The 24960-nt window shown below is 34.7% G+C and carries 22 protein-coding genes; 14 read left to right on the top strand and 8 right to left on the bottom strand.

The features are described 5' to 3' along the window. Positions 1-74: 74 nt before the first annotated feature. From VB776_RS05680 to VB776_RS05665, 4 genes are all read right to left on the bottom strand, one after another. Positions 75-986: a rhomboid family intramembrane serine protease gene (locus VB776_RS05680; RefSeq protein WP_323258524.1), complete on the bottom strand. Its 912-nt coding sequence runs from the start codon at positions 984-986 to the stop codon at positions 75-77. An 86-nt stretch (positions 987-1072) separates the two neighbouring features. Then, complete coding sequence (locus VB776_RS05675) at positions 1073-1861, bottom strand: rhomboid family intramembrane serine protease (RefSeq protein WP_323326879.1); 789 nt, start codon at positions 1859-1861, stop codon at positions 1073-1075. A gap of 35 nt (positions 1862-1896) precedes the next feature. Continuing rightward, complete coding sequence (gene cysS, locus VB776_RS05670) at positions 1897-3387, bottom strand: cysteine--tRNA ligase (RefSeq protein WP_323326877.1); 1491 nt, start codon at positions 3385-3387, stop codon at positions 1897-1899. A 71-nt stretch (positions 3388-3458) separates the two neighbouring features. Then, positions 3459-3785 (bottom strand): nucleotidyltransferase domain-containing protein, encoded by a 327-nt coding sequence (locus VB776_RS05665; protein WP_323326875.1) that lies wholly within the window; start codon positions 3783-3785, stop codon positions 3459-3461. Between the two features lie 226 nt (positions 3786-4011). Between VB776_RS05665 and VB776_RS05660 the strand changes: the two genes are divergently transcribed. Beyond that, positions 4012-5187: a hypothetical protein gene (locus VB776_RS05660; RefSeq protein WP_323326873.1), complete on the top strand. Its 1176-nt coding sequence runs from the start codon at positions 4012-4014 to the stop codon at positions 5185-5187. A gap of 68 nt (positions 5188-5255) precedes the next feature. Here VB776_RS05660 and porW read toward each other — a convergent pair whose 3' ends face one another. Then, complete coding sequence (porW, locus tag VB776_RS05655; RefSeq protein ID WP_323326871.1) at positions 5256-7412, bottom strand: type IX secretion system periplasmic lipoprotein PorW/SprE; 2157 nt, start codon at positions 7410-7412, stop codon at positions 5256-5258. A 175-nt stretch (positions 7413-7587) separates the two neighbouring features. On the opposite strand from porW, the gene VB776_RS05650 reads away from it, so the two are divergent. The 4 genes from VB776_RS05650 (at position 7588) to VB776_RS05635 (ending at position 12516) form a co-directional block, all read left to right on the top strand. Further along, the gene (locus tag VB776_RS05650) at positions 7588-7800 is read left to right on the top strand and encodes an AtpZ/AtpI family protein (RefSeq protein ID WP_323258531.1); all 213 of its coding nucleotides are present in this window, start codon (positions 7588-7590) and stop codon (positions 7798-7800) included. A 269-nt stretch (positions 7801-8069) separates the two neighbouring features. After that, on the top strand, positions 8070-10097 hold the full coding sequence (gene mrdA / locus VB776_RS05645) for a penicillin-binding protein 2 (protein WP_323326869.1): 2028 nt from the start codon (positions 8070-8072) through the stop codon (positions 10095-10097). A gap of 85 nt (positions 10098-10182) precedes the next feature. Continuing rightward, positions 10183-11472: a rod shape-determining protein RodA gene (rodA, locus tag VB776_RS05640; RefSeq protein WP_323326867.1), complete on the top strand. Its 1290-nt coding sequence runs from the start codon at positions 10183-10185 to the stop codon at positions 11470-11472. 21 nt (positions 11473-11493) lie between these two features. Then, complete coding sequence (locus VB776_RS05635) at positions 11494-12516, top strand: hypothetical protein (protein ID WP_323326865.1); 1023 nt, start codon at positions 11494-11496, stop codon at positions 12514-12516. 72 nt (positions 12517-12588) lie between these two features. Here VB776_RS05635 and VB776_RS05630 read toward each other — a convergent pair whose 3' ends face one another. Further along, the gene (locus tag VB776_RS05630) at positions 12589-12960 is read right to left on the bottom strand and encodes a DUF423 domain-containing protein (RefSeq protein WP_323326863.1); all 372 of its coding nucleotides are present in this window, start codon (positions 12958-12960) and stop codon (positions 12589-12591) included. A 222-nt stretch (positions 12961-13182) separates the two neighbouring features. Here VB776_RS05630 and VB776_RS05625 point away from each other — a divergent pair, with 222 nt between their 5' ends. From VB776_RS05625 to VB776_RS05590, 8 genes are all read left to right on the top strand, one after another. Beyond that, positions 13183-13755 carry an RNA polymerase sigma-70 factor gene (locus VB776_RS05625; protein WP_323326861.1) on the top strand — a complete coding sequence of 191 codons (573 nt, stop codon included), beginning with the start codon at positions 13183-13185 and terminating at the stop codon, positions 13753-13755. Positions 13756-13819: 64 nt separating this feature from the next. Continuing rightward, positions 13820-14881: a FecR family protein gene (locus tag VB776_RS05620; RefSeq protein WP_323326859.1), complete on the top strand. Its 1062-nt coding sequence runs from the start codon at positions 13820-13822 to the stop codon at positions 14879-14881. Positions 14882-14917: 36 nt separating this feature from the next. Continuing rightward, positions 14918-16684, top strand: coding sequence for an STN and carboxypeptidase regulatory-like domain-containing protein (locus VB776_RS05615; RefSeq protein WP_323326857.1), 1767 nt, complete (start codon positions 14918-14920; stop codon positions 16682-16684). Between the two features lie 71 nt (positions 16685-16755). Further along, positions 16756-17856 carry an energy transducer TonB gene (locus VB776_RS05610; RefSeq protein ID WP_323326855.1) on the top strand — a complete coding sequence of 367 codons (1101 nt, stop codon included), beginning with the start codon at positions 16756-16758 and terminating at the stop codon, positions 17854-17856. Positions 17857-17963: 107 nt separating this feature from the next. Continuing rightward, positions 17964-19796, top strand: a complete 1833-nt coding sequence (locus VB776_RS05605) for a 3-keto-disaccharide hydrolase (RefSeq protein WP_323326852.1) — start codon at positions 17964-17966, stop codon at positions 19794-19796. A gap of 65 nt (positions 19797-19861) precedes the next feature. Continuing rightward, a complete protein-coding gene (locus VB776_RS05600; RefSeq protein WP_323326850.1) occupies positions 19862-20314 on the top strand; it encodes a hypothetical protein in 453 nt (150 codons plus the stop codon). Between the two features lie 12 nt (positions 20315-20326). After that, positions 20327-20800, top strand: a complete 474-nt coding sequence (locus VB776_RS05595; protein WP_323326848.1) for a hypothetical protein — start codon at positions 20327-20329, stop codon at positions 20798-20800. Positions 20801-20840: 40 nt separating this feature from the next. Further along, positions 20841-22727, top strand: a complete 1887-nt coding sequence (locus tag VB776_RS05590) for a hypothetical protein (protein ID WP_323326846.1) — start codon at positions 20841-20843, stop codon at positions 22725-22727. 93 nt (positions 22728-22820) lie between these two features. On the opposite strand, the gene VB776_RS05585 is transcribed toward VB776_RS05590, so the two are convergent. Next, entirely contained in the window at positions 22821-23312 is a 492-nt protein-coding gene (locus VB776_RS05585) for a GNAT family N-acetyltransferase (RefSeq protein ID WP_323326844.1), read from the bottom strand. Between the two features lie 8 nt (positions 23313-23320). Further along, entirely contained in the window at positions 23321-23722 is a 402-nt protein-coding gene (locus VB776_RS05580) for a DUF983 domain-containing protein (RefSeq protein WP_323326842.1), read from the bottom strand. A gap of 139 nt (positions 23723-23861) precedes the next feature. On the opposite strand from VB776_RS05580, the gene VB776_RS05575 reads away from it, so the two are divergent. Then, positions 23862-24956, top strand: coding sequence for a J domain-containing protein (locus VB776_RS05575; protein ID WP_323326840.1), 1095 nt, complete (start codon positions 23862-23864; stop codon positions 24954-24956). Positions 24957-24960 lie beyond the last annotated feature (4 nt).

The following is a 24960-nucleotide window of genomic DNA, read 5'->3' as shown; positions in this document are numbered from 1 at the left end:
TTAAGCTTGGTAACAATAAAAAAGGTCAAGCAGATTTACTACTTAACCTTTTTTTGAAAAATGAGTATATTATCTTACTTCTGAGAAGCCTTGAATAGTTTTTGTTTTTCTTCTTTTGTTAAACTTTCGTAGCCTGAACGTGAAATTTTATCTAAAATAGCATCCACTTCATCTTCATCTGGATAACCAACGCCTACTCCTACACTTGTACTATTATAAGAAGTTTCTTTTTGTCGGTAAGCAACTTTAATCTTCGGTTTTTCGGTACGATTAATAATTCTTTTGAAAAAATCTACCGTTACATCAATTGGTGTTCCCCAGTCGTTACCAGCTTGCAATTGTTTTACGTACAAATAACCTAATAAAGCACCGCCTAAATGAACAATTCCTCCGCCAGCATTTACGCCAATTGCACCAGCCAATGAAATTAAGAAGAAGAAGAAAGCGATATATTTTATTCTAACAGGACCAATCAAAAACAAAAAGAAAGTATAATCTGGAGCAAGTGTCGCCGCAGCAAACATAATCGCCATTACACTTCCAGAAGCACCGATAATAGTAGTATTAATTCCTGTTTGGTAATATGGAATAAAATTAAAAGTAAGCAAAGCAAAAACACCTCCGAAAATTGCCCCTAAAATGTATAGATTGATTAATCTACGACTACCCAAAAACTCTTGAATGATGGCTCCAAACCAATAAAGCATCAACATGTTGGGTAATAAATGAGCAATAGGATTAACCGAGTGAAAAAAAGAATAAGTAAGAATCGTCCACGGACGATACATAAAAATCCCTAAAGACGGCGTGAGACTTAGGTATGATAAAGCATTATCAAACAATTCAGCTTTTTTAAAGAAAATTGTAAGACTTATCAACACCAACAACATCACAACATATACAGCTACATTCAACCATATTAGCTGAATTAAGCCATTGTTTCGCTTGGAAAAAGCGTCTTTAAAGTCATCTAAAATCCCACTCATTTTTATATTCCTTTATAAACTTTAATATTACTCAAAAAAAATCAATATTTCAGTATAACAATTTGAAAAACAGAATGTTATTATTTTCAATAAAAGGAGTTTCTATTTTTACCCCAAATTTTAATTAGAATAAACGCAAATATCATTCCACCGATATGAGCAAAGTGTGCTACATTATCACCCGGCATTTTATTCAAGCCAGCATACAGTTCGTATAGACCATATAAAGCTACAAAATATTTCGCTTTTATCGGGATTGGCAATAAAAAAAGCATTAGTTCTGTGTTAGGAAAAAGTAAAGCAAAACCTGCCATTACTCCAAACACCGCCCCAGATGCTCCGATTAGTGGAGTATCCAAAACAGACTTCAAACATTCTTGTGCAACTAGAACTGAATTCTGTACGGTAATATTGTTTGGATTCCCTTCAATTAGTACATAAGCATTATGCGGTATCCCATCTGGGAAATACTGATACAAAAATTTACTAAACTGATTTAAGTCTGGATGTTCAATGTATGCTCTTGTCGCTGATTCAAGCGTTGAATAATCATAATACTTTAAACCCATGTATAGTAAACCAGAGCCCATTCCTGTTACTAAAAAGAAAGTCAAAAAACGCTTATCTCCCCAATACATTTCTAACATTGGCCCAAGAAAAAACAAGCCCAACATGTTATTAAATAAATGATGAAGATCGGCATGAACAAATATTGATGTCAGAAACTGAAAAGGTAAAAATTTATCAGAAGTAAAGTAATGAAGTCCCATTACCGACACAATCATATCTTTATGACCAAAATACTCTACACCAAATACGATAATATTAATCGCCATCAATGCCTTTACAACAGGCGTTATACTGGGAGTTCTCATTTGAATTCGTTAAAAATTGAATAAAATAGTTAAGGTTACTCTTCGTAAGCCCAATCAATTTTTGTTTTCATGTCTTTGATGACTAAACCATTCGCCTTAAAATAACCTCTGATTTCATCTACTTTATCGTATTGTTTTGCTTCTTTGTATTCACGATAAAGTGACAACATTCCTTTTGCAAAAGCTTCAATGTTTTCGTTTGGTTCTTCTACTAAGCCAAGTACATTTTCAATAATGGCAACGAAAGATTCTTTCAACAAATTAAAAGTACTCTCGCCTAATTGGGCGGTTTGTACTTGTCCCATATAAAGTTGGTTGATTTTCTTGACCAAATTAAACAAGCCTGCAATAGCTACAGCAGTATTCAAATCATCATTCAAACCATCGTAGCAATTTTGAATACCTTTCTCTACCTCAGATACTTGTTTTTCATCAATAGCGATAGATTCATCAGCAATATATTCAAGATTTTTGACGATTCTCAAGCCATTAATCAAACGTTTATAACCTTTCTGAGCAGCTTTTAAGGCATCGTTTGAAAAATCCAAAGTACTTCTATACTGCGACTGCAACATGAAGAAACGAACCGTCATTGGGCTGTACGCTTGCTCCAACAATGGATGTGAGCCAGCAAATAATTCAGCAGGCAAGAAAGAATTACCTAATGATTTAGACATTTTTTGTCCGTTCACCGTAAGCATATTCGAGTGCATCCAATAGCGTACAGGTTCAACACCATTTGCTCCTTTTGCTTGCGCAATTTCGCATTCGTGATGTGGGAATTTCAAATCCATTCCTCCACCATGAATATCGAAAGTATCTCCTAAATATTTGGTACTCATACAAGTACATTCTAAATGCCAACCCGGAAAACCATCGCCCCAAGGTGAAGTCCATCGCATTAAATGTTCAGGAGCAGCTTTTTTCCAAAGAGCAAAATCTAATGGATTACGTTTTTCGCCAACGCCATCTAAATCACGAGTTTCAGTTAATAAATCTTCCAATACTCTTCCCGAAAGTTTGCCATAATTTCCACCTTCAGCATTATAGCGAGCAATATCAAAATATACCGAACCTTGCGATTCGTAAGCTAAACCTTTATCAATTAAAGATTTTGTTGTTTCAATTTGTTCAACAATATGTCCAGTAGCCGAAGGTTCGATACTTGGTGGAAGTAAATTAAATTGTTCGAGTACTTTGTGGAAATCGTTGGTATAACGCTGCACAATTTCCATCGGCTCAAGCTTTTCGAGCTTCGCCATTTTACCGATTTTATCTTCGCCTTCGTCGCCATCGCCCACCAAGTGACCCACGTCTGTAATATTTCTTACATAACGCACTTTGTAGCCAATATGAGTAAGGTAGCGATTGAGAATATCGAAAGTTAAGAAAGTACGGACATTTCCAAGGTGAACGTAATTATAAACAGTAGGGCCACAAACATACATTCCCACATGCGGGGCATTGATGGGCGTAAAAAGTTCTTTTTCTCGGCTGAGGGTATTGTATATTTTTAAAGGTTGCATTCAGTTGGATTATTCTTGTGGACTAAATTGATTTATTATAAAAAGTTTTTTGTAATGCTATTGATGAGAGATTATTGATAAACTATAAAACCTTCTTTTTTTACATTTCTAAAAAAAAGCGTGTTACTTTTTTCAAAATAAAATTGAGGTATTACTTGTGCTGAAACCATTGTTAAAAATTTCATTGATAAATCGTAAAGTTTATCTCCGATGTTTAAAGCTTCTTTGCTTGCTCTTACATTATTGTCATTAAGTAAAACCATAAAATCAATATCCGACTCGGCATGAAAATCTCCACGAGCATAAGAGCCATACAAAATTATCTTTGACAGCCGTTCACCATAATGGGCTTTCATGGTTTCTGTAAAATCTTTTATGATTTTTGCTTTGTCAGTCATGATTATCAAAATTGATTTCTTTACAAAACTAATAAAAGTATAACGGATTGAAGTAATTTTCGTTCCAAAATGCTTATCGCATGACAAACGTAAGTCCTTCGGGTATATTTGACAATTTTTCTGTTATTTTTCTATCGGCTTCCTTCGTAACTTGCAAGCTGACTCAGTAAATATGGAGGCTTTATACAAATCCTCTATCTTTGAAAAAATATTCAACCCAACAACAATGACCATTTTAGAAGTAGCTAATCATAAACATCTTCAACAAGAATTTCTGTTATTGCCTGTTAGATTGTATGAACAGGATAAAAATTGGATTCGTCCGCTCGACCAAGATATTGAGAATACTTTCAATCCTGAAAAGAATAAGTATTTCAAACATGGCGAGGCTATTCGATGGATTTTGCAGGATTCAACAGGTAAAACTATCGGACGAGTAGCGGCTTTTATCAATCACGAAACGGCTACAAAAGAAGAACAACCTACTGGCGGAATGGGCTTTTTTGAATGTATCGAAGATGAAGCGGCGGCTTTTTTGTTGTTTGATACTTGTAAAAATTGGCTGGCTTCAAAGGGAATGGAAGCGATGGATGGCCCTATCAATTTTGGTGAAAGAGATTCTTTCTGGGGATTAATGACCAAAGGTTGGCAATACGAACCTACTTACAAAATGCCGTGGACGAAAGAGTACTATATTCAGTACTTCGATAAATATGGTTTCAAAGATTATTTCCAACAGTATGTTTATGTCTCGCCGATACGAGCTGCTTCTGTTGCGAATGCTGTAGAAGAAAAGGCAAAGCGTATTTACGAAAATCCAGAGTACTCGTTCCGTCATATTGAAAAAAGTAAATTGGCGAAATATGGCGAAGATTTCAGAACGATTTTTAATGAAGGTTGGGCAAAATTTCCGGGCGTAAAAGCCATGACCGAAGAACAGGCAAGTAATTTGGTAAAACAAATGAAACCAATTATCGACGAAGAACTTACTTGGTTCGCTTACGCAGGCGAGCGTCCAATTGCATTTTTTATTGTTATTCCCGACATCAACCAAATTGTAAAACACCTTAACGGAAAATTTGGCGTTTGGGAAAAAGCTAAGTTTATGTTACTCCTGATGCGTGGCGTGATTACTCGTACTTGTGGCGTAATCTTTGGCGTTGTGCCAGACTATCAAGGAAAAGGCGTTGAATCTGCCATTGCTTTACGTTTTCGTCAAGCTGGACGAGACAATCCGCATTATCAGTATGAAACCATTGATATGAACTGGGTTGGTGATTTTAATCCAAAAATGAATCGTTTTGTTTCTCAATTAGGAACAACACGTGATAAAGAATATATCACTTATCGCTATTTATTTGATAGAACAAAAGAATTTAAACGTTGCCCGAGAGTTGGGTAATTAGTGAATGAGTGAGTTGTGATTGAGTGATTGAAAAAAGTACTATTCAATCACTCAATCACAATTAATTATTTAGTACTTAAAGTTGCTAATCTTTCTTTAGCCAAAGTAATTAATTGACTTTTTGGATAATCGGAAATAAAATTTTCTAGTGCCGTTTTATATGCTTTTGTATCTTGGGTTTTTGCAAATAATACCGCTTTCAAAAACACTAATTTATCTTCAATTTGACTGTTCGGATAATCTTTCAATCCAGTTTCAACAATTGTTAAAGCATTTGTAAAATTATTTTGTACAAAGTAATTATAAGCTTCGGCATACAACTTCTGTACTTCTGATTCTTTTCCTGTGCTTAAACTTTCATTTTGGCTTCGTATCAACAATCTTGCAAAATACGAATCTGCATATTTTGTCATCAATTGATTTTTGTAAGCAGCATAAACTCCTGCATTATCTTCCGTTAATAAACAGAGTAAATACAATACTTCTGTTTCGTGGCTAGAACTTGGAAATTCTTTCAAGAACTTCTCGAAAGTAATAATAGCATTTTTAGGCTCGTTCAAATTCAGTTTATATACTTTCCCCAAAGCGAAAGTAGCTTCTTCTTGTCTTTTCTTTGAGGCTAAAAGTGCTTCTGGAGAAAATGGAATTTTTGCTCTCAAAGCTGCAATCCCAGCTTTCATGCCATCAGCACCAATACTTTTAGCATTTAATTCACCAAGATTAGCATTCAAATTATTGTTTAGATTTTGATTTGAAAGTGCATTATTATCAAACGAAAGTGTATTTTCTTTGCTACTTCTTCGCCAATTATCTTCTAACACTCGATTTCCCCAACGAGCTGTAAAGGCTGTTTTTCCTTGTGAAATAGCGATGGGATTATTAAAATACCACATCGGTTTATTCGGGTCGTTGAAAGTACTCGTTGTATTTTTATTTTGTAATTGCTTTCCTTTATTGGCAATTTCGGCTGCACGCTTTTGACTATCTTCTTTGAATTGTTGGTCTATATAAACTTTTTCTAAAATCTTATCCAATTGGTCTGCACTCATTTTCGACAAGCGTTGTAGCGAATCTTCCGTTCTGATAATCTTTACTTGTGTTACAAAATCAGACAAAGAACGTTGTCTATCAATTACTCGTTTGTATTGGGCATCTTGCTGAGGCAATAAAGTGGCGGTACTATCATAATAAGCGGATGCCATTTCATAATCGCCCATTTGGTTATAATAAGAATCTGCTAATCTGAGATAAGTAAATGCTAATTGCTGAGGGTTTTGATTCGTTCTGGCAGAAGATTGTAATAAAGCCAAACCAGACTTTGTATTACCTTTTCTGATTTCGGCAGTTGCCATCGCTTCATAAATCTTATCTTGCAAATCATTGTTTTTCGGGTCTTTTAATAATTTCTGGAAACTATTAGTTTGTCCTAAAGCCAACGATTTATTGAGTTTCGCATAAAAACTCAAATTATAAGAAGGTCTATTTTTACTAACTGAGGAATATTTATCGGCGGCTAATCTTGGATTATTAATCAATTCATACAATTGCCCTGCCACAAAGTACAGCCTTGCTTTTGCTTCATTTTTAGGTAATAGCGGCAAAGCTTCTTCCAAAATAGCAACAGATGTTTTGTACTCTTCTTTCTGTTGATGTAAATACGCTTTTGTCAAATAAAAATCTGCGGTATTTTCTTTATTCAAAGGTTCTTCACGAAGAATTTCCGCTACTCTTAATGCCGTTTGATATTCACCTTGTTCGGTATAAGCACGCATCAAACCAATTAAAGCGGCATCTCTGGCATCATCACTGGTTGCATTGGTATTGACAAACTTAAATGTTTCAATAGCATTTTTATAATCTTCTTTCAACAACCTAGCTTGTCCGATAATCACATAGGCATCATCCAACCATTTAGAATTTTGATGGCGTTCGGCAACCAAAGAAGCTTTTTTGATAACGGAAGCTAATTGTTCATTAACTGTCTGAGTGGATAGAGAATCTATCGGAAGTAATATTGGGAGAAGTTGAGAAAAATTATCTTGACGAGCATCAAAAATTAACGTTTCGGCTTCTTTGAATTTAATCTTTGCTTGAAACAACGCATTGTACTTGGCATTAACATTATGAAACCCCACGCTCAACGGAGAATTACTGTACTGAGAACAACTCAATACCAAAACTCCTGTAAGACAAGCGACACATAAAATAAAATATTTATTCATAGAGATTTTTAATGCTGAAACCGTGAAAGAAACGCAACTTTACGTAAAATTAGTATCAGTTTTTATGTTAAAGCTATTTTTTTAATTTATTCAATCAAAAAGCCTCATAAATTCAGTTTTGGGTCGCATCCTAAGCTTTTCTCTATTTATCCGATTTTAAATGTTATTAAAAATCATGAAAGACGACTCGCAAAATAATAACAATAAATATATGCGTTATATGGGTGCTGGCACACAAATGTTAGTGACTATAGCTGGGGGAGTATTCTTGGGAAGATGGCTTGATGAAAAAATGATGATGAAAACTCCTTGGTTTACGGTGGGCTGTTCGCTGTTTTTTATTTTTGCAGGAATGTACCTTTTTATCAAAGGTTTACCAAAAGAATAATTTATCAGAATATTGCAACTCATTTGGCGTTTTCGTTGATATTTTCCTTAAAAATAACAAATTTTGTAGTAAGCGTTTTTTCAGGAAGAATTGGTATAATTTTCTTGAAAATTTACTTCAAAGATTAAAAAAATATTAAATCGAGCTATTTAAAACAATTATTTTTTTGAATAGCAATTTTACCAAAAAAGCTCAAAGCTTATTAGTAATTTATTTAAAATACAGACATTCATCAGCCTCGTGGCTTATTTATAAAATTTTTATTACTCGTGGACGAACTAAGAAAACGATTTATCCAAGGTTTCTTTATCCTTATTGCATTTATCTACATCTGTAGGCTGTTTTTCCTACAAGTTGTTGATGAAACTTACAAGCTAGATGCCGAAAACAATGCCATCCGAAAGATTATGCAAGTGCCTTTCAGAGGTTTGGTTTATGATAGAAACAAAAAACTAATCGTGAGCAACACGGTAGTTTATGATTTATACATTACTCCTAAAAAAGCAAAAGTTGCCGACACACTTCGTTTTTGTCAAATTTTTGGTATTACTCGCCAATCTTTTGACAGCCTTACCCATTTAGCAAGAATATATTCTCCCGTTCGTCCTTCTCTATTTTTGAGACAGCTTTCTCGTGAAGATTTTGCCAAAGTACAAGATGCCATGGTAGATTATCCAGGTTTTGAGTTTCAATTAAGTGCTGTGCGTACTTATGATTCAAAAGCGATGGCAAATGCTTTGGGATATGTTGGCGAAATCAGTCCTGAACGCTTAGAAAAACTAGAAGAAGAAGGCGATGAATATTACCGACAAGGTGATTATATCGGTGTAACTGGTCTTGAACGATTTTATGAAGAAGACCTTCGTGGCGAAAGAGGCATCAAATACATGATGGTTAATAGTCGTGGTGTTGAAAAAGGATCTTTTAAAGGTGGTGCTTTTGATAAAAATCCTGTTGCTGGTAAAAATTTATTGAGTTCCGTTGATATTAATTTGCAAGCTTATGCCGATAGTTTAATGCAACATAAAGTAGGAAGTGTTGTTGCGATTGAACCAAGTACTGGCGAAGTATTGGCAATGGTTTCCGCACCAACTTACGACCCAAGCCAATTATCTGGGCGTACTTTTTCGAAGTATTTTCAAACCCTAAACTTAAATCCTCTTCATCCTTTATTGAATCGTCCGCCAAGTGCTTATTATCGTCCGGGTTCTACGTTTAAAATTATTCAAGCATTGGTAGCTTTACAAATGGGTGTAATTACGCCAAACACAGGTTTTGGTCATGCGGGTTCTCCCATTCATTGTAGTCACGGTCATCCAGTAGCGAGCGATGTTCAAAAAGCCATTCAATATTCTTGTAACCCCTATTTTTATCAGACTTACAAGCGCATGATTTATAATAATTCTGAGAAAAATATCTTCAAAAAATCTGCATTGGGTTTACAGAAATGGGATGACATGGTGGCAAAGTTTGGGATTGGGCAATTATTGGATATTGATTTGCCAAACGAGAAAAAAGGTAAATTACCAGATGTAAAGTATTACAACGAAGTAATGTACAAAGGCGCACTTTCATGGAAATTCTCTAACATCGCAAGTAATAGTATTGGTGAAGGGGAAATCATTGTAAATCCTTTAAAAATGGCAAATGTTGCGGCAATCATTGCAAACAGAGGCTGGTACATTCGTCCACATTTAGTAAAAGGCATTAACTCAATCGGAGCAATCGACCCGAAGTATAAAGAGAAAATATCTGTCGGCATCGACCGCCGTCATTTTAATACCGTTATTGATGGAATGGTTTTAGCCGTAAATAACGGAACGGTTTCAGGCGATGGACGAATGAGTGATATTCAAATGTGTGGAAAAACAGGTACTTCACAAAACCGTCATGGAGAAAACCACTCAATTTTTATCGCTTTTGCCCCAAAAGACAACCCAAAAATTGCCATTGCAGTTTTTGTGGAAAATGCAGGCTCTGGTGGTGCGCATGCTGCTCCAATTGCTTCCTTATGTATTGAAAAATATATTAAAGGTCATGTTGACAGAAAAGCCATCGAAACTAAATGGATGAATAAAAGCTATCCAAATCTATTGACTGTTAGAAATGAGTTGGCATCAAAACCAAAAACAAAGATGAAGCCTGATACTGCTCAAAAAGTAGATGAAGAGCTATTCTTAACCACACCTACCACCATTACTTTACCTATGGGCGGTTCACAAAAAAAGAATGAAGTAAAAATACCGATGAACCCCAAAAAAGCAATCAATTCAAAACCATCAGTAAAAAAGCAGTAACGTAGTCTAAAAGCGTTTCTATTTTTTAAAATTCTAATTACTCGTTATTCAAAACAATTGAATAACCTAATTCATCGAACTCAACTTGGCAAGGCAAGAAAAAATATCTAAAAATCTAGACTGGATTACAGTCTTACTTTTTATCGTTTGCGTAACCGTAGGCTGGTTTAACATTTATGCAGCTATTTATAATCCTGAAAATCCTCTTTGGATTGGTGACCCCGGCTTTTTTGATACCAATGCAGGCAAACAGTTAATTTGGATTGGCACAACGGTACTACTCATCATCGCCATTTTAGTGATTGACTATCGTTTTTATGATACTTTTGCCTTCATCATTTATGGATTTTTCATGTTCATGCTAGTTGCTGTTTTGCTGGTTGGTACAGAAGTAAAAGGTTCGCATTCGTGGTTCAGAATTGGTGGTTTTCAATTACAGCCTGCCGAATTTGCCAAAATGGCTACTGCTTTGGCTTTGGCAAAATACGTAAGTACGCCTCTGGTGAATTTAACTCGTTTTAAAGACCAATTTACGGTAGCATTAATTATTTTAGTCCCGCCAATTCTTATTTTGGCTTCTCATGAAACGGGCGTAGCATTGGTTTTTGCATCTTTTATGATACTCTTATATCGTGAAGGACTTCCTGGCATTTACCCTGCCGTTTTCCTTTCAACCATTATTTTATTTGTACTTTCGCTGATTTATGAAGAGTGGGAAATCTATATCGGTTTAGCTGTTTTGGCAGGAATTGTTATTTTAATTATGCCACGTTATGAACGAAAAACAAAGAATATTATCACTATTTTAGGAATCGCTTTTGTGATGGGTTTATTCGTTACAGGAGTTGATTGGGCTATTAATAATGTACTCCAACAGCATCAACGAAACCGTATTAAAGTATTAGTTGACCCAGATTTTGACCGAAAAAAAACAGGTTATAATGTGCGTCAAGCAAAAATTGCCATTGGTTCTGGTGGACTTTTGGGAAAAGGATATTTACAAGGAACACAAACCAAATTTGATTTCGTACCCGAACAAAGTACCGATTTTATTTTCTGTACAGTTGGCGAAGAAGAAGGTTTCCTTGGAAGTTTATTGGTTGTAGGTTTATTCCTTGGACTTTTGTTGAGAGTAGCTTATTTGGCAGACCAACAGAAATCCAGATTTGCCCGAGTCTATGGCTATGGCGTCGTCTCCATTCTGTTTTTTCACTTTATGGTAAACATCGGCATGACGATTGGCTTAATGCCAGTAATCGGTATCCCCCTGCCCTTTTTTAGTTATGGCGGTTCATCCCTTTGGTCATTTTCAATTTTATTATTTATTTTCTTGAAAATTGACGCTCATCGTACTCAAGTACTTTCAAGGTGGTAATCTTTTCACTCTTACTTAATTATGGCATTAATATCCAAAAAGAAAGTTCCTTTCAAGATTAATCTTCAGCTCAGAAAATATTTAACAAAATATGGTCGGGAGATTAAAATGCCAATTCAATATAACGATTTACTTCGCTTCGAAAGCTCAATCAGTTTGTATGATAAATTTGGGAATGACACTTTGTGGATTACCGTTTTTTTCCCTCATTCCGAAATTGAACATGTTTATGAAGGACTCAAAAAAATCTATGCTGATTTAAAAACAGAAGGCGACGAAAAAGTAATCAAACACTTGACTGTTGATAGAGTTGATTTATGTACTTATGGCAATACTCAGCCTTTTAGGATTAGGATTGTCAACCGAGTAAATGATAATTTCGATTATTTTTATATCAAAAGAGCCGACTGTTCAAGAGTATATGGAATGGAATTAGAACATCTACTTTCGCCCAATAGAATCAGTTATCTTACTTATGAAAACTCCTTGGTTGAAGAACATATCGCTGGTATGCCGGGCGATCAATTTTTCAAAAACTACCTGAGTAATCCTGATATTAATGAAATTCGTTTGGCAAAAGAGTTTGTAAAATTCAATGAAAGATGTTTGGTTTTGCTTTTAGGAGATATGCACTCTTCCAATTTTATTGTGGAAATCACTCCAGATTTTGAAGAAGTATATTTTAGAATCAGAGCTATTGATTTCGACCAACAGAGTTACGAAGGCAAACGTACGGTTTATATGCCACAGTACTTCAAACAGAATAATCCATTGATTGAAATGGGCATGCGCCACATGACGCCAGAATCGGTTAAGCAATATCAAATTGAAGAACGTTCACTGATTTCTAAGCGATTGAAAGTAGAAAGCCAAAGAGTATATGAATTGATGGCAATTATGGCAAAAGATGATATTTCAACGCCAGAAAATACCGAACAACTCAAAGTAGAACTTGCAAAATATTATAATTCTGATGAATTCCTGAAATGTAAAACGATGGGAGAAATCGTTTGGGCAAGTTTAGAACAAGTACGAATGCAATAATCTCAAAATGGAATAAACAAAAGGCTATATACTTCCGACTGAGGTAAGCGTATAGCCTTTTGTTTTATATTTTTACTTCTTCGTTATACTTAAAAAGAAAAAAATCCAACCCGCTATCAAAGCTGTTCCGCCAATTGGAGCAACCGCACCCCACATCGTTACGCCAGTCGCACAAATCAAGTACAAAGAACCTGAAAAAATAAATGTTCCTATCAAAAACGAATATCCTGCCCAATTCAAAAATTTATGAGGAATTTTCTCTGATAAAATGCCTACAAAAATCAAAGCCAAAGCTCCGTACATTTGGTAACGAGCAGCTGTTTCAAAAGTATCTGTTCGGTTGGCAGCTTCCAAAGCAGCTTTGAAAGCATGAGCACCAAAAGCACCCAAAGCCACCGAAAGTCCTGCGAGTAAAGCACCAGCTTGTAAGAAAAATCTATTCATGTTTTTACGAGATAAAAGATAAATTTCCACAAAGAACGCTAATGAAAAATAGAGTTTCAAAAATAAGTCATTGAATATTTATTGCATTTTAAAGTATAATTCGACCAATCATCATTTAATCAATAGGGGTTAAACCAAATTTGGTTGTCATCACTGAAAAATACCAAAGAAGTTTGTAATTTTGCGGGAGTAACTCTACGGAAAAAATAACCTCTATCAATTTTGCAACTCTCTGATTCTGATATTTTACTGGCCATTCGACAAGGAAATGAGCGTGTTTTCGAAACAGTATTTCGAAAGCATTATCAGGCTTTGTGCAACTATTCTTGCAACATCCTGAAAGACATGGATGATGCCGAAGAAATAGTACAAGGCGTTTTCTTGAAGTTTTGGGAGCAACGTCAAGAAATAGAAATTACAGTTTCCTTAAAATCTTATCTATATCGTGCCGTCCATAATACCTGTTTGAATCGCATAAAACACCTAAAAGTACAAGAAGTATATCGCCAACATGTTGGTGATTTTATAGAAAACACTTTTGATTCTGCCACCGATTTACTTGATAAAAATGAGCTAGAAATACGCATTGCAGAAGCACTAGAAAAACTACCAGAACAATGCCGACTTATTTTTAAAATGAGTAGATTTGAAGAATTGAAGTACCAAGAAATTGCTAATCAATTAGGGCTTTCTATCAAAACAGTAGAAAATCAGATTGGAAAAGCCTTGAAAATTATGCGAACTGAATTAGCCGATTATTTGCCTTTATTAATTTTTATGGCGATTTTCAACTAAATAAAGTTGTTTTTGATTAACCAGAACTAAATATTAATATTCCGATAAAGCCTTTGGGTTGAAGATGATTAACGAAGAAAACATAGACGATTTATTAGCAAAATACCTTGCCGAAGAAGCTGACCATCAAGAAGCCGATGCAGTAAGTGAGTGGATTGCGTTGTCGGATGAAAATCAGAAAACCTTCGACCAAAGCAATCTAATTTGGGAAAAATCAAGCTTACTTCGTACCCAACAACATGTTGATGTTGATGCCGCTTGGAAAAAGCTTGGCATTGGTTCAAAAGTCCAAAACATTCATCAAGTTGATTCCGTGAATATTATCAAAGCTTTACCAAAAACAAATGGAGGCGGTGATGGTACTTTTGAAGCGAAGAAATCAATTAGTAATAATCTTATCTTTAAGAATTTCCTTAAAATTGCTGCTGTTTTAGCAATTATTGTCGGTGGAGCATTTTTTCTGAATAAGAATGTTCAATCACAAGCTGAACTTTTGAGTTTCCAGACTAGCAACACTCCTACTGAAAAAATCTTGGCTGATGGCACAAAAGTATTTCTCAATAAAAATTCGTCAATCAGTTTTCCAGAAAAATTTGATGGAGATTTAAGAGAAGTAAGCCTTACAGGCGAAGCATTTTTTGAAGTACATCATGATAAAACACATCCTTTTATCATTCATGCCAATGGCTCTGATATTAAAGTATTGGGTACTTCTTTCAATGTAAAAGCTTATGATGCTCAAGTACAAGTGGCTGTAAGTACGGGAAAAGTACAATTTTCTAAAAATACTCAACAAGTAATCTTGGTAAAAGGCGAAAAGGCTGAAATCAAAAAAGGACAAGAAACGATTGTAAAATCAACGAATATCGACGAAAACATACTTTCTTATAAAACAAAAACGTTTACTTTTCAAGATGCTAGTTTAGAAGAAGTATCACAGTTGCTTTCTGATAATTTTGGAAAAAATATCGTATTCGAACAAGAAAAGTTCAAAAACTGTAAACTGACTGCCACCTTCAAGCAAGAAAGCTTGGATAATATTCTCACCATAATTTCTGAAACCTTCAATTTGAAAATTACCAAACAAGGAGATTCAATCCTGCTTAATGGCGAAGGCTGTCAGTAGAATGAGATTGAACAACGACCTGAACGTCGTTCTACTATGATAGCTTATTATTTGAAATACATTGCTTTTATCATTTGTTTTTTACTGTTAATTACTCACTCTTCTTTAGGACAAATCCCTATTTTAGAGCGAAATATTAGTGTTAGGTTCAATAATGATAGAATTACCGAAGTGTTGGATGTAATTGCCGACGAAGGTGGTTTTAATTTTTCCTATAATTCTAATTTAATTGATGGTGACAGACGAATAGATTTGGCTGTTACGAACCGTCCTGTTCGTGATGTGCTAAAACAAATTTTTGGTACTTCAATTAACTACAAAGTACGTGGACAATACATCATTCTTCAGAAAAACATTACTGAAAATCAAAACTTACATTTCATATTAAGTGGTTATATCGTTGCACCTGAAGAAGGCATAAAATTGCCCGATGCCAGTATTTATGAAAAAAACAGTTTAGCTTCTGCGATTTCTAACCAATATGGATTTTATAAAATCAAGCTTTCTACCAAGAAATTCCCTATCCGTTTAAGTATTTCAAAACCAGGCTACGAACGTCAAGTAGTTTGGATTAAAAATGCTCAGAACGATTATCTCAATATTGAACTCATAGCAGAAAAGAAAGCAATCGTTTATGAAACACCTTTTGAAGATAATTCTATAGAGCAAATGGAAGCTTTCAAAAGAAGGAATCTGTATATTGAACCAATTCCCGTTTTTAAAGACAATAGACCTCCTTTTGTAGATGCCGCTGGCGACGAAAGTTTCCATCCTATTTTTGTTTCGGAAGATTCGCTGGCATACAGAACCGATTGGGAAAAATTCAAAGATGAAGTAGGAAAGTTTTTTGTAAGACGAAGCCAACGAATTAACGCATTTAATATCAACGATACACTTAATCAAAAACTTCAAATATCGCTTTTACCTTTTTTAGGCACAAATAGATTACTTTCAGGAAGTATCATCAACGATTTTTCTGTGAATATTTTAATGGGTTATTCTGGCGGAGTACGAAAACTAGAAGTTGGTGGTTTATTAAACGGTGTTCATCATGATGTTGAAGGCGTACAAATGGCAGGTTTGGGCAATATCATTGGCGGTGAGTTAAGAGGTTTACAAATGAGTTCTTTACTGAATATTACAGGAAATCTGGGAAGAGGGCTTCAACTAAGTAGCGGTATCAACCTTGTAGCAAATAAAGCAAATGGTTGGCAAGTTGGTCTTATCAATTTCGCTCAAAATGTTGGTAAAAAAGGTAAACAAATTGGTTTACTCAATATCAGTGAAACCACAGAATCAACGCCATTTGGTTTATTAAGTTTTGTCAGTTCAAGCGATGGCTATAAACGCCTTGAATTAACTGTTGATGAAAATGAAACAGGAAGTGTTACATTTAAAACTGGCGTAAGAAAATTCTATAATATTCTTACGATTGGTTATAATTTCCTCAGAACTCGTGAGCTTTTCAGTGCTGGTTATGGAATAGGCAGAGCTTACGAAATGAATCATGGTTGGATGCTCAATACAGATTTAGTAGCCAATGTAATGGTTGAATACGATGCCTTTAACCCCAATGTAGGTACTTTATTGAAATTTGATGTGAGCTTCGAAAAGCAAATTGCCAAAAATGCTGCCATTACTTTTGGTCCATCACTAAAAGCACTTTTTATTGATAGATACAATGTTTCTACTTGGCAAAGTAAGCCTTTCAGCAGAATGCCAACCTATACTCCACTATTTGCTACAGACCATTCTACATTTTGGTTGGGCTTTCAAATGGGTTTAAGAATTCGTTCTAAATAATATCTTTATTTATTAAATTACGAAAATTTAGAACTTTTCTAATAATATTCGACTTAAACTAGCACGCATTTATGAAAATACTGTATCTACTAATATTGTCTTTATTATTAAGCTTTTCAGGAGTTGGTCAAATTAAGCGTGATTCAAGCAATGATTATGCTCAGAAAATCATTGGAAATTGGATGAAAGATTACATCGATATGAAAGATGGCAGTAGAATAGACGACCCATCTATTGATGAAATTACCGCCTCAATGCTCATTTTCAGAAAAAATAATATCGCAGTTGTCATACAAGGAAAAGCCGCTGCCACTACTCCTTTTGAAATTTTTGGAGATACTTTACTGGTTGGTAAAATGGTAATGTACCGTATCCAAAAACTAACCAATTATGAATTTGTATTCACTCAAATTCTGGAAAACATTCCCGATTATCAGTTAAGACGTTACCATTACTTGGCTACCCAAGAGAGTTCAAGTGATTATTTTAATCGAAGATTTATTACTTCAAATCTGAAAATTCAATCAAATGGTGATTCTGTTTACGCTTTCAGTAAATATATTTTCCCAAAATTCAAATCCAATAGAGAAGATGCTTTCAGAGGGTTGGTTTTTAATACTTTTGAAGATGTCTATGAACAATCTTATGATTTAATCGAATCAATTTTCAATTTTCCAGAAAAGAAAAAAGGCAGTTTTAAAGTCGCTTTCGTTATCAGTAAAAAAGGCATTTTGAAAGACATTTCTATCAAAGAAAGCTCTGATTCTAGCTATAATGCTCGGTTACAACAAGCCATTTTACAAACTCGTAAATTGTGGATTCCTGCTGATATTGACGGCAAAGCAGTTGATGTACTTTTTAATTATGAATTCAATTATAATGATAAGCAAGATGAAAGTGAGGACAATAAATACTTCGACCCAACTATCTATCAAAGCTTACTAGAACGTGGCGATAGGCAAATCGAGAAAAAGAATTACATAAAAGCCATCAAGTTATACACCAAATGTATTTTGATGAAAGATGATGCTTTTGATGCTTTATACAAAAGAGCTGATGCTTACTTTACTTTGAAAGTAGAAAAAAATGCTTGTTCCGACTGGAATTATTTAGCGACCAAAGGGCAGAAAAAAGCGGAGGATTTATTCCTAAAAAATTGTCTTAAACGTTAAAAAAACAACTGTTCTAATGTGTTATACAATTTTTATGAAAATTAATGCCAAAACGTGATAGGCAAAGCAATTTTTTTTTATAAATTTCCTGAAATATTCTCAAATCAATGAAAAAACTATTATTTCTATTATTTCCAATTTCGGCATTTGCCCAAACAGAAATCCCACTCAATGATTTAGGAGCTTTCAAAAATCCAAGTACAAATTGGACAATTGTTGGCGGTATTTCAGGAGATTATCAAGCAAGCACCCTAATAAGTACAGAAGGCAAAGGCATTTTATACGGTACTGCCAAAGGTGCAAAATACCAAGCAAATGATGATTTGATTTTCAAACTTGAACATGGCGATATCAGGCTTTCGCTTGATTTCATGATTCCGAAAGGTTCAAATTCTGGCGTGTATTTACAAGGACGTTACGAAGTACAAATCTTGGATTCTTGGTTGAAAAAAGAAATCACTGATGGTGATTGCGGTGCTATTTATCATCGTTGGGACGAAGCTCGTGGAGCTGGTAACGAAGGTTATGAAGGTCATGTTCCTCGCCAAAATGCCGTAAAAGCACCCGGCTTATGGAATCATCTTGAAATTGATTTCAAAGCACCAACTTTTGATGCTTCTGGCAAAAAACTAACAAATGCCCGTTTCAACAAAGTAACATTGAATGGCATTATCATTCACGAAAACATTGAGTTACTAGGCGTTACTCGTGGTGCAATTTCTCCAAAAGAAGCTGCAACAGGTCCAATCAGAATTCAAGGCGACCACGGTCCAGTAGCATTCAAAAACATCAAATACGAAGTTTTTGATAAAGCTCTCGCTACTTTTAGCCCAACTGCTTACGAATATTATCAAGGCAAATATGCGAGCCTTCAAACTGGAACAAATAAACCAGTAAAAACAGGCACAGCCACACAACCAAGCATGAAATTGGCTGAAGCAAAATCTGATTTCTTGTTAAAATTCCAAGGAAAAATCACCATTCCAGAAACAGACAATTATACTTTCACAACGAATTGGACGGGAACAGGAGCATTATTAATTGATAATGACACCATCACAAAAGGCGACCATTGGTACAGCGAAAGCGTACAAGGAAACAAAAAACTTTCAGCTGGAGAACATACTTATACTTTAATTCATGCCAAAGATTTTGGCTGGGGACCAAAAGCATTAGGATTTTTTATCGAAAGAGTAGGTACTCCAAAACAAGCCATTACAGAACGTACTTCATTACCAGAACCAGAAGCTACACCACTTATCGAAGTAAAAGTTGGTCAAGAACCAGTTTTACAACGTTCTTTTGTAGTTTATGGTGATAAGAAAAAAACGCATGCCATCAGCGTTGGTTTGCCAAATGGTTTGAGTTACTCTTATGACCTAAATCAAGGTGGATACTTACAATTATGGAGAGGGAAATTCTTGGACGCAACTCAAATGTGGCATGACCGTGGCGAACCTCAAACCTCATCGCCAATGGGTGCAACAATCACTTCAAACGATAAATTTCCTTTAGCATTTTTAGCGAGTGAATCAGCGGTATTTCCAGATACTTTAACGAAAAGCGATTTGAAATACAAAGGCTATCGTCTCCAAAAGTATGATATTGCTGGTCAGCAAATTGCTTTTCCAGATTTTATGTATGAATACAAAGGAATTAAAGTAAAAGATACTTCATTGCCAATGGCTCAAAACGAAGGGATTAACCGTCGTTTAAGTTTTGAAGCTGGTTCAGATTCAAAATTATACGCTCTTTTAGCAGAAGGCATTTCAATTACCGATATTGGGAATAACCGTTTCTCCGTAGATAATCAACAATATTATGTACAAGTAAATACAACAGAAGCCAATAAAGTAATCGTTCGTGAAAGCAATGGTAAAAAACAATTACTAATGCCTTTGGCTGGATTGAAAGAATTGTCTTATCAATTGATTTTTTAAGTTCAACGTTAGCCCAAGGCTATCATTGATTTTCTTGAGAAGTTTGTACATTAATTAGATTTATTATGAGTGAATTTGAGTCATCAAATCTCCAGCTTTCTGGAAATAAGTCATCTGTTCCATCCAACAGGCTCTCGCTATATGAACAGTATGGTTCAATGGCTTATGGTATCATACTTCAAATAGTGCCACAAAAACAGATGGCTCAAGAAATAATGGTTGATTTGTTCAATTCGCTCACAACTAATCCTTGTGCAGAAAGTAAAGTAAGCATAGCCATTTGTATTATCAGAAAAGCAAGAGAAATAGCATTGTTTTATAAAGAAAAGTTTGATATAGGACTGTCAAGTATTCAACAATTCGACTTAGTTTCTGAGATTGAACAGTCAAAAATTATTTTTGACTTATCTTTTCGGCAAGGAAAAACAGTTGATTTCATCGCTGAAAAATTGAATATCCCTAAGGCTAAAGTTTATAAAGCCATCAGTGAATACTTTAAAACTTTTCGTCAATCTTAATTGAAAAACATTGTGAAAAATCAAGAATATATACAAAGTGGAATACTTGAAAGCTACTTATTAGGACTTGTTTCGGAAGAAGAACAAAAAGAAGTAGAACAAAAAATATTGATTGATAGCGAGGTTTCGGAAGCATTACAAGCACTTGAAATGAATATCGCAAACTACTATACAAAAAATGCTGTTCCGCCACCACCAGTAGTAAGAGATGCTATTTTGTTGAATGCCCAAAAAGCCGAATTAGATAAATGGACATATCAGCAACATTCATCCAAAGAGCAAACTACTCAGGCTGAAAAAGCAAAGTATTTGGAAGTAGAAGTAAACGATACGCATATTAAAGTACATAAGTATTGGCGACCAGCTTTTATTGCAGTATTTATTTTATCAAAAGTTTTTTTAATAGCAGCATTATATTTTTATTTCAAAGCAGATAGTTTGACCAAAGAAAACGAACGTTTGAAACAAGAAATTAAGCTAAAGTAATGAGTCGTTTATTTTGTTATCAGAATTAATTAATCTAAAAATGAAAATATCATTAAAAGTATTGCTTTCGATGGGTTTATTGAGTGTAGCATCTCAAGAACTTTTTGCCCAAGCAAAACCAAAACCTTATACAGAAGAGGACTTTTACGAAATTAAAACAATCGCCATTCCTGACGAAATAAAATTAGAAGCAGGCGGAATTGCTCCAATGCCCGACGGACGAGTAGCCGTTTGTACCAGAAGAGGTGAAGTATGGATTATTGAAAATCCTTACCAACTAAATGGTACAAAACCAAGCTATACACTTTTCGCAAGTGGTTTGCACGAATCTCTGGGCTTAGCTTATCATGAAGGTTCTTTGTACTGTACCCAACGTGGAGAATTGACAAAATTGACAGATACCAATGCCGATGGCAAAGCTGATATTTATGAATCTGTAGCCAATTGGGATTTATCTGGAAATTACCATGAGTATTCTTATGGTCCAGTTTTCGATAAAAACGGCGATATGTACCTTACTTTCAACGTAGCTTGGGTTGGTTATGGCGAAGGGAAATTAGCAAAATGGCGTGGTTGGTTAGTAAAAGTAAAGAAAGACGGAACGCTTGAGCCTGTAGCTACAGGTTTACGTTCGCCAGCGGGTTTCACTGTAAATTCAAATGGTGATGTACTTTATGGAGAAAACCAAGGTGACTGGGTAGGTTCTGGTAGAATTACTCATTTAGAAAAAGGAGATTTTGCTGGAAATGCAGGCGGATTATTCTGGACAAAAGAACCAGATTCTCCCTTGAAATTGACAAAAGCAGATATTCCAGATACTGGCGAGCCAATGTATGAAGCAGCTAAAAAAGTAAAAGCTTTAAAATTACCAGCCGTTTGGTTTCCACATGCTTTGATGGGAATTTCAACAGCCGATATGATTGAAGATGAAACAAATGGAAAATTTGGACCTTTTCAAGGACAATACATTGTATTTGACCAAGGACAATCAAAAGCAATGAGAATGAGCTTAGAAAAAGTAAATGGTAAATATCAAGGTGCTTGTTATCCTTTCCGTGAAGGTTTCCAATCGGGAACGGTTCGTGCTAGATGGGGAAATGATGGTTCTATTTTTGTTGGAATGACATCAAGAGGTTGGGGTTCAACAGGAAAAGCTTTATTTGGTATTCAGCGTTTGGTTTGGAATGGAAAAACTCCTTTCGAAATGAAAAATGTTCACGCCATGCCAGATGGTTTTGAAGTAGAATTTACACAACCAGTAAATCTTAAATCTGCACAAGATTTAGCGAGTTATGAATTAAAAAGCTTCACTTACAAATACCATCATCAGTACGGAAGTCCAATTATCAATCAAGAAAAAACACCATTGAGAGGCATAATCGTATCAGAAGACCGTCTAAAAGTACGTTTGGTAATGGATAATCTTCGCAAAGGTTATATCCATGAAATCTTGGCTTCTGGCTTAGTAAATGATGAAGGACAGCCTTTATTGCACGACATCAGTTATTATACTTTGAATGATATTCCTGCTGGGGAATTGGCAAAAATTACAACAAAGGCTACTCCAGTTGCTCCAGCAAAACCTGTTACTTTACCTGCGAAAAAAGAAAAAGTAGTTGTAGGAAATTTTGTTGATACAAAACAAGTAGCTTCATTATTGAAAAAACACGCTTGTACAAGTTGCCACGCAGAAGCGACGAGAGTTGTAGGTCCTCCATTCACAGAAGTAGCAAAAAGAAATTATACCAATGAACAAATTTTAGAATTGGTGTATCATCCAAAACCAGAAAACTGGCCAGATTATGCTACAGAAATGGCTTCAATGACACACGTTCCTAAAGCAGATGTTTTAAAAATTGCCAATTGGATTAATTCTTTAGGAAAAAAACAAAAACCCGATTTAAATAAAATAGAGAATAGAGATTAATGATTATTTCATGAAATAACATTCTCAAAATAAAAATAAAAGCTCTCTGAAAGTCAAATTCAGAGAGCTTTTATTTTATGCTTTTATCCTAAATTATTCTAAAGATTGATACATCACATAAGTATCAACCAAACCTAATTGCTGATGATTGAATGCTTTTGGAAGAGTACACATAATCTGAAAACCTATCTTTTGCCACAATTTCACAGCATAAATATTGGTACTAACCACAATATTAAATTGCATCGCTTTAAAACCTAAAGCCTTAGCTTCTTGCAAAGAATGTTCTCCCAAAATTCGCCCAATTCCTTTTCCTTGGAAAGCTGGATGAACCATATAAGAACCATTGGCAACATGTGAACCCAAGTCAATTTGATTCGGCTTAATGATATAAGTACCACAAATTACACCATCTTCAACCGCCACATAAGTAAACATATAATCTGCAAACCAATGTTTTGCTAAAGCTGATTTAGGTGTATCAGGTGCAATAACATAAGTATCGCCCGAAGCAATTACTTGATGAAAGATTTCCCAAATGCCATCATAATCTTTTGTAATATCGGCTTTTCTGATTTCTATCATTAAATCAATTATCTCGGTTTATATTTTACAAAACCAAATAAATGGATGAACACAGAACGAGAAGCTCTAAAATTAAAAGGCACTGCCGCCAAAGAAAGCACTGTTATCGGAATAATATAATAAAGTATCGGCGGGTCGTTGAAAATGAAGAAAATAGCAACGCCTAAAAATGCTAAAAAAGCCACATTAATGGCATAACTGATAAACATTGCACCATACCAAAAGCCTGGTTCAACTTCAAAACGCAGATTACATACTGGGCAATTTTCGTGCATTTTATCAAATTTACCGATTTGCCAAAACGGATACATAAACATTTTACCTTCTCTACATTGTGGGCATTTCCCTTCAATAATGGCTTGAATTCTTGAATGTTTTATATCTAATTTCAGCTTATTACTATCTTCCATATCTCATTAATTTATATCGACAAAGTTAATTTAATTCTACAATATTCTGTTCTTTATCGCACTTGCTTTCGGGCTAATTGAATACTTTTGTAAAAAACACTTTATTTAAAAATCAGGTATTAGGCTAAAAATTACTCTTATGTCAAATCAAAATACTTTAATCCTTACGGTTCAATCTGATAAAAATTTATCTAAACTTCAAAAACAATTCAACAGTCACGTCAAAAAAATCAATGAACTAAAAGAAAAATTAGTCAAAGATGCCCAGCAATTGGAGCTTATCATCAGTCGAATTCAAACAGAAATTGTTCCACTAGAACACAAACATGTTGACAAAATTGTAGAGATGGTTTATCTTTTCGATAAGCATTATGACGATAAATTTTTCAAGAAAAGAGAGAAAGAGAAAATTGCTCATTTTATTCTAAGTAAATCAGAAGAGTTAATAGAGCAAGCTGGAAAAGACGAACTAAAAGTAATGTTTGATAAATACGCTGGTCAGACTTATGATGAAATCGCCGAAGAAACAGAGACAGAAAGCATAGACTTCATGAAGCAAATGATGAAGGATATGTTTGATATTGAATTGGACGAAGAAGAAGAAAAGGTAAAAGACCCAGACTTTTTAAATGATATATTTGAAAAAAAACTAGAAGAAAAAGAGGCATTTGAACAAACATCCAAAAAAGAGAAAAAGAAAAGTGCAAAACAGTTAGAGAAAGAAGAAAAACTTAAAGAAGAAGCACAAAACATCAATAAAGCTGCCAGAAGTATTTATACAGATTTGGTAAAAGCATATCATCCAGACCGTGAACCTGATGAAGCAGAACGAGAACGCAAGACTGAAATTATGAAGCAAATCACACAAGCTTACGAGAAAAATGATTTGTTTGAATTGTTACGTTTGAAGATTTCTTTGCAGAGTATCGACATCAACGCTTGGAAAATGGCTGACGAACAATTGAAGTATTACAATAAACTTTTGAGAGAGCAAGTAATTGAATTAGAACGAGAACATTGGGAATTGTACAGCAAAGCTAATACATCAGGTGGTAATTTATTTCAACGTTTTGGCATTGATGATAATACAACCAAAACACGTATTAAACGTGAAATGACTCGTATCAAAAACAACATCAAATCTATTGAAAATGATATTAATATGTTAAAAATGAAAGAAAATATGCGTGCTTTTCTAAAAGACTACAGTATGTTTGATGATGATTTCTTCTAAAATC

The organism is Arcicella gelida (assembly GCF_034931025.1).
Classification (GTDB): Bacteria; Bacteroidota; Bacteroidia; order Cytophagales; family Spirosomataceae; genus Arcicella; species Arcicella gelida.
Note: the sequence above shows the minus strand (reverse complement) of the source record. Positions and strands in the feature narration are given on the sequence as shown.